The 13,622-nt window shown below is 28.2% G+C and carries 13 protein-coding genes; 11 read left to right on the top strand and 2 right to left on the bottom strand.

Annotation, left to right across the window (positions count from 1 at the left end):
- Positions 1-60 precede the first annotated feature (60 nt).
- From murD to GXK56_RS12410, 4 genes are all read left to right on the top strand, one after another.
- Positions 61-1,398, top strand: a complete 1,338-nt coding sequence (gene murD / locus GXK56_RS12425; protein ID WP_160687979.1) for a UDP-N-acetylmuramoyl-L-alanine--D-glutamate ligase — start codon at positions 61-63, stop codon at positions 1,396-1,398.
- Between the two features lie 69 nt (positions 1,399-1,467).
- On the top strand, positions 1,468-2,433 hold the full coding sequence (gene hemB, locus GXK56_RS12420) for a porphobilinogen synthase (protein WP_160687778.1): 966 nt from the start codon (positions 1,468-1,470) through the stop codon (positions 2,431-2,433).
- A 332-nt stretch (positions 2,434-2,765) separates the two neighbouring features.
- Positions 2,766-4,055: a glutamate-1-semialdehyde 2,1-aminomutase gene (gene hemL, locus GXK56_RS12415; protein ID WP_160687777.1), complete on the top strand. Its 1,290-nt coding sequence runs from the start codon at positions 2,766-2,768 to the stop codon at positions 4,053-4,055.
- 282 nt (positions 4,056-4,337) lie between these two features.
- Positions 4,338-4,781, top strand: a complete 444-nt coding sequence (locus GXK56_RS12410) for a TerB family tellurite resistance protein (RefSeq protein WP_160687776.1) — start codon at positions 4,338-4,340, stop codon at positions 4,779-4,781.
- 190 nt (positions 4,782-4,971) lie between these two features.
- Here the strand turns inward: GXK56_RS12410 and GXK56_RS12405 are convergent, their stop codons facing one another.
- Positions 4,972-5,124 carry a hypothetical protein gene (locus tag GXK56_RS12405; RefSeq protein WP_160687775.1) on the bottom strand — a complete coding sequence of 51 codons (153 nt, stop codon included), beginning with the start codon at positions 5,122-5,124 and terminating at the stop codon, positions 4,972-4,974.
- 98 nt (positions 5,125-5,222) lie between these two features.
- Between GXK56_RS12405 and hisS the strand changes: the two genes are divergently transcribed.
- From hisS to GXK56_RS12390, 3 genes are all read left to right on the top strand, one after another.
- A complete protein-coding gene (gene hisS, locus GXK56_RS12400) occupies positions 5,223-6,518 on the top strand; it encodes a histidine--tRNA ligase (protein WP_160687774.1) in 1,296 nt (431 codons plus the stop codon).
- A gap of 227 nt (positions 6,519-6,745) precedes the next feature.
- The gene (locus GXK56_RS12395; RefSeq protein WP_160687773.1) at positions 6,746-7,369 is read left to right on the top strand and encodes an epoxyqueuosine reductase QueH; all 624 of its coding nucleotides are present in this window, start codon (positions 6,746-6,748) and stop codon (positions 7,367-7,369) included.
- A gap of 151 nt (positions 7,370-7,520) precedes the next feature.
- Positions 7,521-8,081: a DUF3867 domain-containing protein gene (locus tag GXK56_RS12390; protein WP_160687772.1), complete on the top strand. Its 561-nt coding sequence runs from the start codon at positions 7,521-7,523 to the stop codon at positions 8,079-8,081.
- A gap of 69 nt (positions 8,082-8,150) precedes the next feature.
- On the opposite strand, the gene GXK56_RS12385 is transcribed toward GXK56_RS12390, so the two are convergent.
- Positions 8,151-9,125: an alpha/beta hydrolase gene (locus GXK56_RS12385; RefSeq protein WP_160687771.1), complete on the bottom strand. Its 975-nt coding sequence runs from the start codon at positions 9,123-9,125 to the stop codon at positions 8,151-8,153.
- A gap of 474 nt (positions 9,126-9,599) precedes the next feature.
- Between GXK56_RS12385 and GXK56_RS12380 the strand changes: the two genes are divergently transcribed.
- The 4 genes from GXK56_RS12380 to GXK56_RS12365 all read left to right on the top strand — a co-directional run bounded on the left by GXK56_RS12380 (position 9,600) and on the right by GXK56_RS12365 (position 13,504).
- A complete protein-coding gene (locus tag GXK56_RS12380) occupies positions 9,600-10,535 on the top strand; it encodes a hypothetical protein (RefSeq protein WP_160687770.1) in 936 nt (311 codons plus the stop codon).
- Between the two features lie 162 nt (positions 10,536-10,697).
- Positions 10,698-12,152: a threonine synthase gene (gene thrC, locus GXK56_RS12375; RefSeq protein WP_160687769.1), complete on the top strand. Its 1,455-nt coding sequence runs from the start codon at positions 10,698-10,700 to the stop codon at positions 12,150-12,152.
- Positions 12,153-12,167: 15 nt separating this feature from the next.
- On the top strand, positions 12,168-13,067 hold the full coding sequence (thrB, locus tag GXK56_RS12370; protein WP_160687768.1) for a homoserine kinase: 900 nt from the start codon (positions 12,168-12,170) through the stop codon (positions 13,065-13,067).
- Positions 13,067-13,504 carry an ACT domain-containing protein gene (locus tag GXK56_RS12365; RefSeq protein WP_160687767.1) on the top strand — a complete coding sequence of 146 codons (438 nt, stop codon included), beginning with the start codon at positions 13,067-13,069 and terminating at the stop codon, positions 13,502-13,504. The genes thrB and GXK56_RS12365 overlap by 1 nt, the downstream gene beginning before the upstream one ends.
- The last annotated feature ends 118 nt before the right edge of the window (positions 13,505-13,622 follow it).

Below are 13,622 nucleotides of genomic sequence, written 5' to 3'. Positions count from 1 at the left end.
CCAAAGGATATCATAAGGGCTAAATTACCAACTATTAACTGAATGAATGGAGATGAGTTAGTGAGCAATAATAAGAAAGCCTTTGTTTTAGGAATGGCTAGAAGTGGTTATGAAGCAGCAAAGTTGCTGGCAAGCAAGGGATATGAGGTTATTGTTAATGATGCTAAAGATGAACAAAATTCAGAACAAATTCATGAGCTGCAATCAATTGGAGTAAAAATTGTTACAGGCAGTCATCCAGATAATTTATTTGATAATACTTTCGAAATGATAGTTAAAAATCCAGGGATTTCAAATGATCATGAGTATATAAAGAAAGCCATAAAATTAAATATACCAGTTATAAATGAAATGGAATTAGCATTTAAATATTTTTGCAAAGGTATAACAATCATTGGTGTTACAGGAACTAATGGAAAAACAACGACGACTACATTGATATATGAGTTTTTAAAGAATGCTTTTAAGAGTGCATTTTTAATGGGCAACATAGGATACCCAGCATGTTCTTTTGTATCAAAATTGAAAGATGGAGACATTGCTGTTATGGAAGTTTCAGATCATCAATTATGCAATGTGATAGATTTTAAGACTAATATATCAGTATTAACCAATTTATCTGAAGCACATCTTGATTTTCATGGCACATATGAAAATTATAAACTTATGAAAAAGAAAATTTTTAATCATCATACTGAACTAGATATAGCCATTATTAATTTAGATGATGAGAATGTAATTGAATTAACCAATGATATTGAATCCACTAAGAAATATTTTTCATTTAATTCATGTAATAAATTAGGCTGTTCAATAATTGATGGATATATTTGTTATAATAATAATAAAATAATAGATTTGGATGAAGTGAAAATTAAAGGGAAGCATAATTATGAAAACATTATGGCAGCTATTGCAGTGGCGAAAGAATTTGATGTAGATAATGATGTTATAGTTAGAGTTTTAAAAGTTTTTGGTGGCGTAGAACATAGATTAGAATATGTTAAAACAATAAAAAATATTGATTTTTATAATGATTCTAAAGCAACTAATATAAAGTCAACTCAAACAGCCTTAGCTTCTTTTGCTAAACCAACAATATTATTGTTAGGAGGATTAGATAGAGGTCAAAGCTTTATTGAATTAAAGGAATTCTTAAAAAATGTAAAATTAATTGTAGCTTATGGTGAAGTTAAAATAAGAATAAACGATTTTGCTATGGAGTGTGATATTTCTTGCGAGGTTGTTGATAACTTAGAGGAGGCTACTAAAATAGCGTATAATTTTGCTAAAGAGGGAGATGTCATACTTCTAAGCCCTGCATGTGCTTCATGGGATCAATTTAAAGACTTTGAAATACGTGGAAATATGTTTAAAGAATATATAAATAATTTATAAAGAGAGGAAGTGTATCTTTTAGTGAGAAAATAATATTTGTTATTATTTTATAGTCGCTAAAATTAAATTATGATTAAAAGAGGAAGAAGACTTAGAGCAAATTCAGCCATTCGTGATATGGTTAGAGAAACAACATTAAATTCAAAGGATTTTATATATCCTATTTTTGTTGTAGAAGGAGAAAATATTAAAAATGAAATTTCTTCTTTAGAAGGAAATTATCATTATTCAATAGATAGACTTCATGAGGTTATAAAAGAAGTTAAAGATGCTAATATTGCAGGAGTATTGCTTTTTGGAATACCAGAACATAAGGATGAATGTGGTTCGGAAAGTTATAATGATAATGGAATTGTTCAACAAGCTATAAGAAAAATAAAAGAAATAGATAAAGATATATTAGTTATAACTGATGTTTGTATGTGTGAATATACTTCACATGGTCATTGTGGAATTATTCATGGTTCAGATGTAGATAATGATGAAACTTTAGATTATTTAGCTAAGATTTCAGTATCTCATGCAAAAGCTGGTGCAGATATAATTGCTCCATCTGATATGATGGATGGAAGAATTGCAGCTATAAGAAATGCATTAGATAATAATGGTTTTAAACATATAAGCATTATGAGTTATTCAGCAAAATACTGTTCAGCTTTTTATGGACCATTTAGAGATGCAGCAAATTCAGCTCCACAATTTGGGGATAGAAAAACTTATCAAATGGATCCAGCAAATAGGATGGAAGCAATCCGTGAAACACAAATGGATATAGAAGAAGGAGCAGATTTTATTATGGTTAAGCCAGCTCTTTCATATTTAGATATAATTAGAGATTGCAGAGAAAACTTTAACCTTCCGTTGGTTGCTTATAATGTAAGTGGAGAATTTGCAATGGTAAAAGCAGCAGGAAAGCTTGGACTTATAGATGAAGAAAGAGTTATGATGGAAACATTGACTTCAATTAAAAGAGCTGGGGCAGATATAATTATTACTTACCATGCTTTAGAAGCGTCTAAGGTTTTAAAAAAATAGATACCAATAAAAAAGCAGCTATGCCACAATATGGATCTTTCCTGCAAATAAGAACATTTCACAAATAAAAAATAACTGTCATGTTAATAAGAAATTTTTGCATGTCTGTAAAGTTATTATAGTTTAATATTTAAATATTAATAAAGATAGCTATATAACTATAAACATATAAAAATACTTTAATATAAATAAATTTATCTAGATAAATATAAAAAAATAAAAATAGATAGATACTTAAATATGAAAAAATTTAAATATATAAAAAGTTATCTATTTAAATATATAACTATATAAATATTTATAGTTATTATGCGGGCTAAGGAGGAATTACAATGAAAAACCTTGATATATTTAAAGAATCTGAAAAGTACATGCCAGGTGGAGTCAATAGTCCAGTTAGAGCATTTAGAGGAGTGAATTTAAATCCTCCTATTATTAAGTCAGGTGAAGGTGTAATTATTAAAGATGAAGAAGATAATGAATATATAGATTTTGTATTAGCATGGGGTCCACTAATTCTTGGGCATTGCGATGAAGATGTGGTTAAGGCAATTCATGAAACTAGCTCAAAGGCTTTAGCCTTTGGAGCTCCAACAAAATTAGAATTAGACTTAGCAAAATTTATGTGCTCAAATTTAGATAGTGTTGAGATGATAAGAATGGTTAATTCAGGAACAGAAGCTACTATGAGTGCTGTTAAACTTGCAAGAGGTTATACAAAGAAAAAGAGGATAATAAAATTTGCAGGCTGTTATCATGGACATTTTGATGGATTTTTAATTGAAGCAGGTTCGGGTGTAATGACAGGAGGGATTCCCGGTTCTTTAGGCGTTCCAAATGAAAGCATAGAAAATACTTTGATTGGAATATATAATGACAAGGACCAAATAAGAAAGCTTTTTGAAACTTATGGAGATGAAATTGCAGGAGTTATTATTGAACCTATAGCTGGAAATATGGGAGTAATAAAAGCAGAAGAAGATTTTATGGAAACTTTAAGAGAACTATGCGATTCTTATGGTGCATTACTAATTTTTGATGAAGTAATGAATGGATTTAGGGTTGCATTTAAAGGTGCTCAATCTTTATTTAATGTAAAGCCAGATTTAGTTACTTATGCTAAAATAATGGGTGGAGGACTTCCTTGTGGAGCATATGGTGGAAGAAAAGAAATAATGGAAAACTTAGCACCACTTGGTGGTGTATATCAAGCAGGAACTATGTCAGGAAATCCAATTGTTATGGCATCAGGTCTTGCAACCTTAAATAAGCTCAAAAACAATTTGACATATTATGATCATATTGAAAATATAGGAGCTAAACTCGAAGCAGGAGTTAAAAATATATCAGAAAAATATAATCTTCCTGTTGTAATGAATAGAGTAGGTGGAATGATGACCATATTCTTTACTGAATTAGAAGAAGTTAGAACTTATGAAAATGTTAAGACATGCAATGTAGAAAGATTTAATAGATATTTTGAACATATGATAAAAAGTGGAATAAATATAGCACCATCTCAATTTGAAGCAATTTTCTTAAGCGTAAAACATGAGGAAAATCATATTGATACCTTCTTAAAAGCTTTTGAAGAATTTGCAGTTAATGAAAGTAATAATTGAATTAAAAGCAAATAGTTTTTTGATAGTACTCTATTGTATAATGATTTTTTTAATATTAATTTCGGTATGGATATTATTGGGGAATATATAGAAAAATAGGTTTGTTAATTGTATACTTAAATAAGTGGAATAAAAAGGTTGCTAATTAACTTTGTTAAATGGAAAGAGAAATATATGAAGCAAGTTTAAAATAAAAAAAGGATATATGATTATAGATCCAAAATCGATTTGTTCATGTATATTTAGAATAGCAACGATATTATAGAATGGAGTGTGTTAATCATGGCAATTGGAGAATGGTTAAAAGAGCAAAAGGATAAAACAGAAGTGAGTTTAAAACAGTTTGCTAATAAAGATTTTATGGAAGCAACTGCAGCAAGTTGTGCATTGATTGCATGTGGTGATGGAAATATTAGTTCAGAAGAAAAAGAAAAGATGGTTAGATATATCAATCTTAATGATTCATTAAAAGTATTCGATTTAGATGATGTTTTAACTAGATTTAATCATTATGCAGATATGTTTGAATTTGATTATAATGTTGGAAAAGCTGAAGCTATGAATGCAATTGTTAAAATGAAAAGTAAGCGAGAGGCTGGAAAGGCATTAATAGCATTATGTTGCTCAATAGGTGCCACTGATGGCGAATTTGACAAAGCTGAAATTGCTTTAGTGAAAGAAATGTGCACAGCACTTCGTGTAAAGCCAAAGGAATTTAATCTTTGATAATATATAGGATAAGTATCTGAGTGAATTATTTATAGTACCATATGTCCAATAGAATGGACATATGGTACTATTTATTAAAGGAAGTTAATAAATTGCTATTGAAAATAGGAAATTAATGTTATATAATAGAAACATTAAATTTTAGGAGGAAATATTATGAAAGCATTTAATTTTAAGATAATTAATTTTATACACCATCATCATCAGTAAGACTTGGTCTGTTTAAAGGCAGATACAAGTCTATAAATCGTAGGCTTGTATCTGCTGGTGATGACGAATTAAATGTTAGTAATAATTTGTTGAACCATGTGGGATATAAACCTGCATGGTTTTTTTGCATATAAAAATAAGTAAGTTGTAAGATTTTATTGATATTAACTAATGAAAATGAGGAAAACTGATAAATTTAAATAATTAATAGAAAAGGAGAAAGTTAAAATGAAAAATAATAAAATACAACCAAGTATATTACCAGGATTTATGGAACTACTTCCAAAGGAGCAAAAAATATTTAATGATATAGTAAGAAAGATTACAAATATATATGAGGAAAATGAATTTCAACCAATGGACACTCCAATAATAGAAAAGGCAGAAGTTCTTCTTGCCAAAACAGCAGGAGAAACAGAAAAACAGGTTTATAATTTTAAGAGAGGAAGTAATGATTTAGCTTTAAGATTTGATTTAACAGTACCTTTTGCAAGATTCGCGGCTCAATATTTTAATGAGCTAACCTTTCCTTTTAAAAGGTATCAAATAGGAAAAGTTTATAGAGGTGAAAGAAATCAAAGAGGAAGATATAGAGAGTTTTATCAATGCGATTTAGACATAATTGGAAATGGAAAATTAAGCATAGATAATGATGCGTTAGTAATAAGCATAGTATCAAAAGGTTTTAAAGCTATAGGGCTAAAAGATTATAAATTTCAAATAAGCAATAGAAAGATACTTTCTTCAATTTTAGAAGAAATAAACATTGTTCCAATAAATGAAGTTATGATTTTAATTGATAAATACGATAAAATTGGTGAAGAAGAGTTTAATAAAGCTCTTGAAATGTTAGTTGGAAGCGAAAAGACAAATTTTATTAATAAGATTATAAATATAAAAGGAAGTAATGACGAAATAATTACTCAATTAAAACAATTAGAATTAGTAAGTGATAAATTAATAACTGGAATAGAAGAAATAGAAACGGTAAGAAGAGTATTAAAATTTTTAGGAGTAGAAGAAAAAGAGTATATAATAAACTTAAAAATTATAAGAGGCTTGGATTATTATACAGGAACAGTTTTTGAAACTTTTTTATTAGGCAACGAAAGCTATGGTTCTATTTGTTCAGGTGGAAGATATGATAATTTAGCTCAAAATTATACAGATAATATTTTACCTGGCGTGGGCATATCTATAGGACTTACAAGATTATTTTTTGTTTTAAAAGAAATAGCTTTTATTGATAATTATAAGATGGAAAACTCAGTAGAGTATTTAATAATATCAATTGGAAATACTTTAGAGTATTGTAGTTATATTTATAAGAAATTTCAAGACAAGGGTAAAAAAGTTGAGATTTATTTAGAAGATGATAAACTGAAGAAAAAATTAAATTATGCAAATAAATTAGGAATAGAAAAAGTAATATTAATTGGTGAAGAAGAAGTTATAAAAAATGAAATAAAAATTAAAGATATGCTTAGCGGAAAAGAAGCTATATTAAGCTGTGGAGAAATTTAAAAATACTATTTTGTAAATATACAATTGATATATATAGTGGATGTGTTAATATATAGATTGAGAATGAAGAATAGTAAATGGAGTTGGGATTGATTTTAAGATAGTTCAAGTTTCAGAGGAAAAGAGATTGATTAATAATAGAAATATTTTCGGTGTTTATATTTAGTTAACAGTAAAATATAAATAGAATTTTCAAATATAAAAACATAAGAAGGAATGAATTACACATGAATAAAATTAATTATCAGAAAGAATTAGATTTACTAATTGAAGGTTTAATAAAAGAAAATAATACACCAACACTATTACTTCATAGTTGCTGCGCACCTTGCAGTAGTTATGTTTTAGAATACCTATCACAGTATTTTAAAATAAGCATCTTGTTCTATAATCCTAATATTTATCCTCTGGAGGAATATTCAAGAAGAGTAACTGAGCAAAAAGGTCTCATTACTGCTTTAAAGGTTAAAAATCAAATAAATTTTATTGAAGGAAGATATGATACAGAAAGTTTTTATAACTTATCAAAAGGATTAGAAGAAGACAGAGAAGGCGGCGAAAGATGCTTAAAGTGTTATGAACTAAGACTTAAAGAAGCTGCTGTAATTGCTAAAGAGCAGGGGTATGATTATTTTACAACTACTTTGTCAATAAGCCCTCATAAAAATTCTCAAATTTTAAATGAAATTGGAAAGAAGCTATCTGAACAATATGGGGTAAAATACTTGTATTCTGACTTTAAGAAAAAGGAAGGCTATAAGCGTTCAATAGAGCTTTCAAAACAATATAATTTATATAGGCAGGATTATTGTGGCTGTGTATTTTCTAAAAGAGAGAGTATGAATAGATAAAATATAAAATTTCTGTGAAATATAGCATGAATAGTATAAAAAGTGGTATATTTAATTTATACACAATGAAGAGAATAATATAATGATAGGGTTTCATGTTATTTTTTTAAATTGTATTAAGAATATTCTAATATGGAAAGGTTGGATTGATATGTCTGATGAGAAAATAATAGATTTTAATGAATTAAAAAACAAGGCAAAGGATAAAGACATAGATAAGTTCGAAGATTATATATATTCTTTGTACTACAAGCTTGCTGAAGGCAAAATGAACATGGCTGATTTTTCAAAGCATATAATGACATATATGCAGGAAAATGATATATCTCAAGATAAATTAATCAATATACAAAAAAAATTCTTAGAGAGATATGGTTTTGATTCTGCATCAATAGATGAACAGTTTAAAATTCCAGGCTTTGATATGAGTGGGATTGGCACAAATTATGAAGCTATGAAGAAAACACTTAGCTTTCAAGAAAAGTATAAGAGTAGAATAGCAGCAAAAGCCATGTCTGAATATTTCATTAAAAATGAGAGAAATGACCTTAAAGTATTATTAGACAAAGAGGATGTATTATTAATAAGTGAAAAAACAATAGATTTAAATGATAATGAATTAAATGAATTTTTATGCTCATATAAAAAGGTTATTGAAGATAAGAAAATAAATATAAGACTTTGCGAAAATACGAAGTCTTATGAATATTAATATTAGTATAAATAAAGGGTACTGTATTGTAGGGTAACATTACAGTACCTTTTATTATTTAGGTTTGTCCTAAAGAGGTGAATTAAATATTATAAACTTTATTAATCCTTTAGAAATAGCAAGAATATCATCATTAGAAATACTTGATAAGTCATGAGCAGTACTATTTAAAGTAATTAATTCAGCATTAGCCTTTTTTGATATCAATTGATCATATAGTTTTTTAGAGCTTTCATAAGGGACTAATGAATCCAAATTGCTGTGAATTATCAAAGTATTTGGACTTTTAGAATTTATATAATCTATAGGATTATATTTTTGGAGCAGATCATTTTTGTCTTTTATTGAAGTAAAAATTTTAGATAAATCGTAATTTAAAGCACTTGTATCTAAAAGGCTTAAATCTGTTGGACCTGCAAAATCAATTAAATATTTTATATTTGAAGGATACTTACTTAATTCAATATCGTCTGTAAAATCAGTATTACTGCTGTAACCAGCCATAAGTGAAAGGTAAGCACCTGAAGATATTCCTATAACACCAATTTCATCAGTATCAAAATTGTAATCAGTTTTATTTTTATATATCCAGCGAAGGGTATCTTTAATATCTGAAACCTGCTTATTAAAACTTTCTTTATTTCTCATAAGCTCATAAGAAGTGCTTATGATTGTATAGCCTTGTTCCCTGAAAGTGTCTAATATTGGAGTTAGGGTTTCAGGAATATTTTTATTTCCATAAGCAAAACTTCCACCATGTACGTATAAAAGTACTGGAGATTTCTTGTATACTTGTTTCAGAGGAGTATACACATCAAGAGTTAATGGAACATTATTAGTATTTTTATAAACAACATCTCTATATTCCATAGAAGTTGCAGATTTCTCTATATCTACTTCTTGGGTTGTCCATATGTTGTTTTTTAAAGTAAGGTATTTATTCACAATTTCATAAGATAGAATTATTCTCTTGTGAAATACTATGAGTAAAACAATAGTTGTGACAATGAAAAATAATGAAAATAATTTTATAAACTTCTTCATAATAAAACACATGCTTAAGAGTAAAATCTATATTATAAGTTTCAATTAAGATTAATTTGATTAGTAATGAAAAAAATCCTTTTGTCATTAATAGAAATTGATTAATTGGAGCTTATATATGTCAGATTTAATTAAGCAATCTCCTTTCTTTAAAGACTTTATATAATAAAATTATAGCACAATTAATTAAAAAAACTCGGAAATTAAGAAATTTGTAATTTTTTAGAAAAAATTTATGGAAAATATTATTTTGAATTAATGATTATTATTAAGAATATACTATATAAAGTAGATTATTAATAAATATGTTTGTTATATATAATATTAATACAAGAAATATTGTTCATCAAACTAGAAGTTGATTAGCAGTTAAGAGTTAAGGGTGAAATCTCAAAAAGGGATTTCAGGAAAGTTCCGTTGTTGTGGCATAGCCGCTCTTTTTATTGGTGTATAATGTTTTTGAAAGGGGTAATCATGAATAATCCTTTTGAAATATTGATTTATTTAGATGAAAATTTAATTAGAAATTTATCTTCAATTACATTAACTGGTTTTATAGAAACAATAACTAAAACTCAGGCCTTTGATAGAACTTTATCTACAGGGGTGCATGAAGGCAACAGGCTTGATAGCTTTAATGAAAATCGCATTATTAGAAATGAAAGAGAAGGTTATAAAGACAAAAATAAAACAGAAGGAAATAATAATAATTTAAATCATCATATGGATAAGGATATTGATTTGAGACAATGTATAAAGGAAGAGGAACAAGTGAAAACAACTTATACAACTTTTATGTTAAATCAAAAGTTAATTCAACAGCTTAATTCCAATCAACAACTTTTGCATAAAAATCAGAAGGATATAGAAAATAATAATATTTTTTCAGGAGATATAATAGAGATTGAAGGAACAATAACCAATCAAGGTGTTGTGCCATATATTGATGCACTAATAAATTTAATAACCATATTTGGATGTGAATATTTAGATGGTTTGTTTAAAGAGTTCAATGAAAAGTTCAATTTTTCAATTTCACTAAAAATGCTCACATATTTAAAAAGCATTTTAACTTTAAATAACACTCAGGATTTAATTATGAAGACAGAAAATGGAATGATTGTTTTAACAGTGAACAGGGATAATTTTATGGGAAGTAGATGTAATTTATTTGATAATATTAACTGCCATTGTAAGGTTATAGGAAAAGTTATAAAAACCTGCAGTAATGGGGAGTGTATAAGTCTTCTTAGGAAAACAGGCCAAGAACAATTTTATGAAAGCTTTTTCGAAAAGTGCAAAATATTATTAGAATGTTTGAACAAAAATGAAATTATTGTACCAGAATGTATGGATTTAATAATAAAAAATAATGCAGTGCAAATAATTCCTTTAAATATTTACATGTAAATATTTTCAGAAAAATATTTTTCGTGTATTTTACAGAAAAACACTTGTGTATCTATAAAATACATGATAATATATATTACAAGTCAAATATGTTTTTATATATTAATTTTTGTTAATAAATATAATACATTCATATTTAATACAATTTTGAGGTGAGAAAAGATGAAGTTTAGAAGTACTAGGGGCTTAGAAAAAGACATAGCTTCAGCTAAAGCAATAATTAATGGAATTTCTAAGGACGGTGGGCTATACGTTCCAGACGAATTTCCTAAGGTATATGATGATTTAAAGAAGGATACTAAAGTTAAATACGAAGATTTAGCATTTAAAGTTATCAATGAATATTTTACGGATATTGATGATGCAGAATTAATGGGGGCAATTAATGATGCATATAATGATAGATTTAGCGTAGAAGTAAAAAATAACTTCTTAGAGTTATATCATGGACCAACTTGTGCATTCAAAGATGCAGCATTATTGTTTTTACCACAAATTATGAAAAGGGCTAAAAAAATATGTGGTGTTAATGAAGATATAACAATACTTACTGCAACCTCGGGAGATACAGGAAAAGCTGCACTTGAAGGTTTTAAGGATGTTGAAGGCTTTAAAGTTGTAGTTTATTATCCTAAAAATGGTGTGAGTGCAATTCAAGAAAGACAAATGTCAAGTCAAGAGGGGAACAATGTTAAGGTCATTGGAATAAAGGGGAATTTCGATGATGCTCAAACAGGAGTAAAAGAAATATTTGGAGATGACAACTTTAGAGCAGGGCTAACTCAAAAGGGATACATATTATCATCAGCAAATTCAATTAATATTGGAAGACTTGTACCTCAAATAGTGTATTATTTTTATGGATATTTCAATTTAGTAAATCAAGGGGTAATAAAATTAGATGATGCTATAAATGTAGTAGTTCCAACAGGTAATTTTGGAAATATCTTAGCTGGGTATTATGCAAAACAAATGGGATTACCAATAGATAAGTTTATTTGTGCATCAAATGAAAACAAAGTTCTAGCAGACTTCTTTGAAACTGGGGTATATGATAAGAAGAGAGAGCTTGTTTTAACAGAATCACCATCAATGGACATACTTGTTTCATCAAATCTTGAAAGATTATTGTTTGAAGCAAGTGGAAGAGATACTGCAGTTGTAAGTGAACTTATGAAGGATTTAAATACTAAGGGTGTTTATGAAGTAAATGATAAGATTAAAAACTTCATAAAAGAATTCTATGGTAATTTTGCAGATACAGAAGAAGTTTATACAGCAATTAAAGAAGTTTATGAAAAAGATAATTACTTAATGGACACTCATACAGCTGTAGCATATGTAGTTAAAAAGAAATATGTAGAAGAAACAAAGGATAATAAACCAGCATTGGTAGTTTCAACAGCAAGTCCATTTAAGTTCCCAAGAAGCATTTGCAATGCTCTTAATATTGATGTAGAAGGAGTAGATGATTTTAAAGTACTTGAAAAATTATCGAAAGAAACAAATAATAAAATACCAAATAGCTTAAGTACATTAGAAACAGCTAAGGTATTACATGATGAAGTTTGGGATAAGTCAGAGATGAGGGATGCTCTACTTTCTTACTTAAAGTAATAGGGGAATTTAAGTATGATTAAAGTTAGAGTACCAGCTACATCAGCAAATATGGGTCCAGGGTTTGATTCATTAGGCATAGCATTAAGGCTTTATAATGAGTTTGGGTTTAGGGAATTAGAAGAAGATGGATTAAAATTTAATGGGATGCCAGAAGAGTTTTGTAACGAAAATAATATAATATATCAAGCAATGAAATTTTGTTTTGATAAAGCGGGCTATAAAATAAAAGGTTTAGAAATAAGTGAATTAACACAAGACGTTCCAGTATCAAGAGGTCTAGGAAGCAGTTCTACATGTATAGTTGGGGGACTAGTAGGTGCTAACGAAATCTTGGGGAAGAAGTTTTCAGATGAAGAGTTATTGGAGATGGCTGTAGAAATTGAAGGCCATCCAGATAATGTTGCACCAGCATTACTTGGGGGTATGGTGGTTGCAATAGTTGATGAAAACAAGACCTACTATGATAAAGTAGACGTTAAAAAAGGAATTAAGTTCGTTTCGATAATTCCTAATTTTAGATTATCAACAAAAAAAGCTAGAGGTGTTGTTCCGCAGCAAATAAGCTTAAAAGATGGAGTTTATAATGTTTCAAGAGCAGCATTAATGGTAGCATGTTTTTCAAGTGGTAAATATGACTTGATTAAATATGCATGTAAAGATGCCTTTCACCAAAATTACAGGGCGAAATTAATACCTGGTTTTGAAGAGGTGTATAATAAGAGCTATGAATTAGGAGCATGGGGGTGTTACCTAAGTGGTGCGGGACCAACAATCATGGCAATTATTAACGAAGAGGACGAGCGCTTTAGCAATAGGCTTAGAGAGTATTTAAAAATAAAAGGATTGGAATGGGATATATTAGAGTTATCTATAGATGATGCGGGGGCAACCATTATAGAAGGTAGAAAATAATGAGTGGAGATTATTTAGTTATAGATAAGCGAGTTTTACCAGACGTTTATGAAAAAGTTCTTTATGCCAAAAAATTATTAAAGGATGGCAAAGTAAAGGAAATAACAGAAGCTGTAAAAATAGCAGGCATAAGCAGAAGCGTATATTACAAATATAAAGACTTTGTATTTGATTTTTCAGAAACTTCAAGAGGAAGAAAAGTTACTTACAATATCATATTAAAAAATGAAAAAGGAGTCTTATCAAATATTAGTAACTATATAGCAGAAAAGGGCGGCGACATTTTGACAATAAATCAAGGTATCCCACTTAATGGATATGCGAACTTAAGTATAACGATAGATCTTTCCACAGTAGATGGGGATATTAAAACATTAACGGAAGGTCTGCTTAATCTTAGAAATGTAGAAAAGGTAGAGTTTATCGGGATGGAATAGAGAGGGAAACCTCTCTATTTTTGTGCCAATTAGCATTTTAAGCAGATAAACATTATAAGTTATGTGAAATTTACAGTTTGTTTATTGTTATTTCATTAGAAAAATATTACAATAGCAT

Source organism: Clostridium sp. C2-6-12 (assembly GCF_009928485.1).
Classification (GTDB): domain Bacteria; phylum Bacillota; class Clostridia; order Clostridiales; family Clostridiaceae; genus Clostridium.
The sequence above is the reverse complement of the archived record's forward strand: the minus strand, read 5'-3'. Positions and strand labels throughout refer to the sequence as shown.

Coding starts and splice junctions, on each gene's coding strand:
- hemB (WP_160687778.1), top strand. CDS start 1,468: ATGATTAAAAGAGGAAGAAGACTTAGAGCAAATTCAGCCATTCGTGAT.
- hemL (WP_160687777.1), top strand. CDS start 2,766: ATGAAAAACCTTGATATATTTAAAGAATCTGAAAAGTACATGCCAGGT.
- GXK56_RS12410 (WP_160687776.1), top strand. CDS start 4,338: ATGGCAATTGGAGAATGGTTAAAAGAGCAAAAGGATAAAACAGAAGTG.
- GXK56_RS12405 (WP_160687775.1), bottom strand. CDS start 5,124: ATGCAAAAAAACCATGCAGGTTTATATCCCACATGGTTCAACAAATTA.
- hisS (WP_160687774.1), top strand. CDS start 5,223: ATGAAAAATAATAAAATACAACCAAGTATATTACCAGGATTTATGGAA.
- GXK56_RS12395 (WP_160687773.1), top strand. CDS start 6,746: ATGAATAAAATTAATTATCAGAAAGAATTAGATTTACTAATTGAAGGT.
- GXK56_RS12390 (WP_160687772.1), top strand. CDS start 7,521: ATGTCTGATGAGAAAATAATAGATTTTAATGAATTAAAAAACAAGGCA.
- GXK56_RS12385 (WP_160687771.1), bottom strand. CDS start 9,125: ATGAAGAAGTTTATAAAATTATTTTCATTATTTTTCATTGTCACAACT.
- GXK56_RS12380 (WP_160687770.1), top strand. CDS start 9,600: ATGAATAATCCTTTTGAAATATTGATTTATTTAGATGAAAATTTAATT.
- thrC (WP_160687769.1), top strand. CDS start 10,698: ATGAAGTTTAGAAGTACTAGGGGCTTAGAAAAAGACATAGCTTCAGCT.
- thrB (WP_160687768.1), top strand. CDS start 12,168: ATGATTAAAGTTAGAGTACCAGCTACATCAGCAAATATGGGTCCAGGG.
- GXK56_RS12365 (WP_160687767.1), top strand. CDS start 13,067: ATGAGTGGAGATTATTTAGTTATAGATAAGCGAGTTTTACCAGACGTT.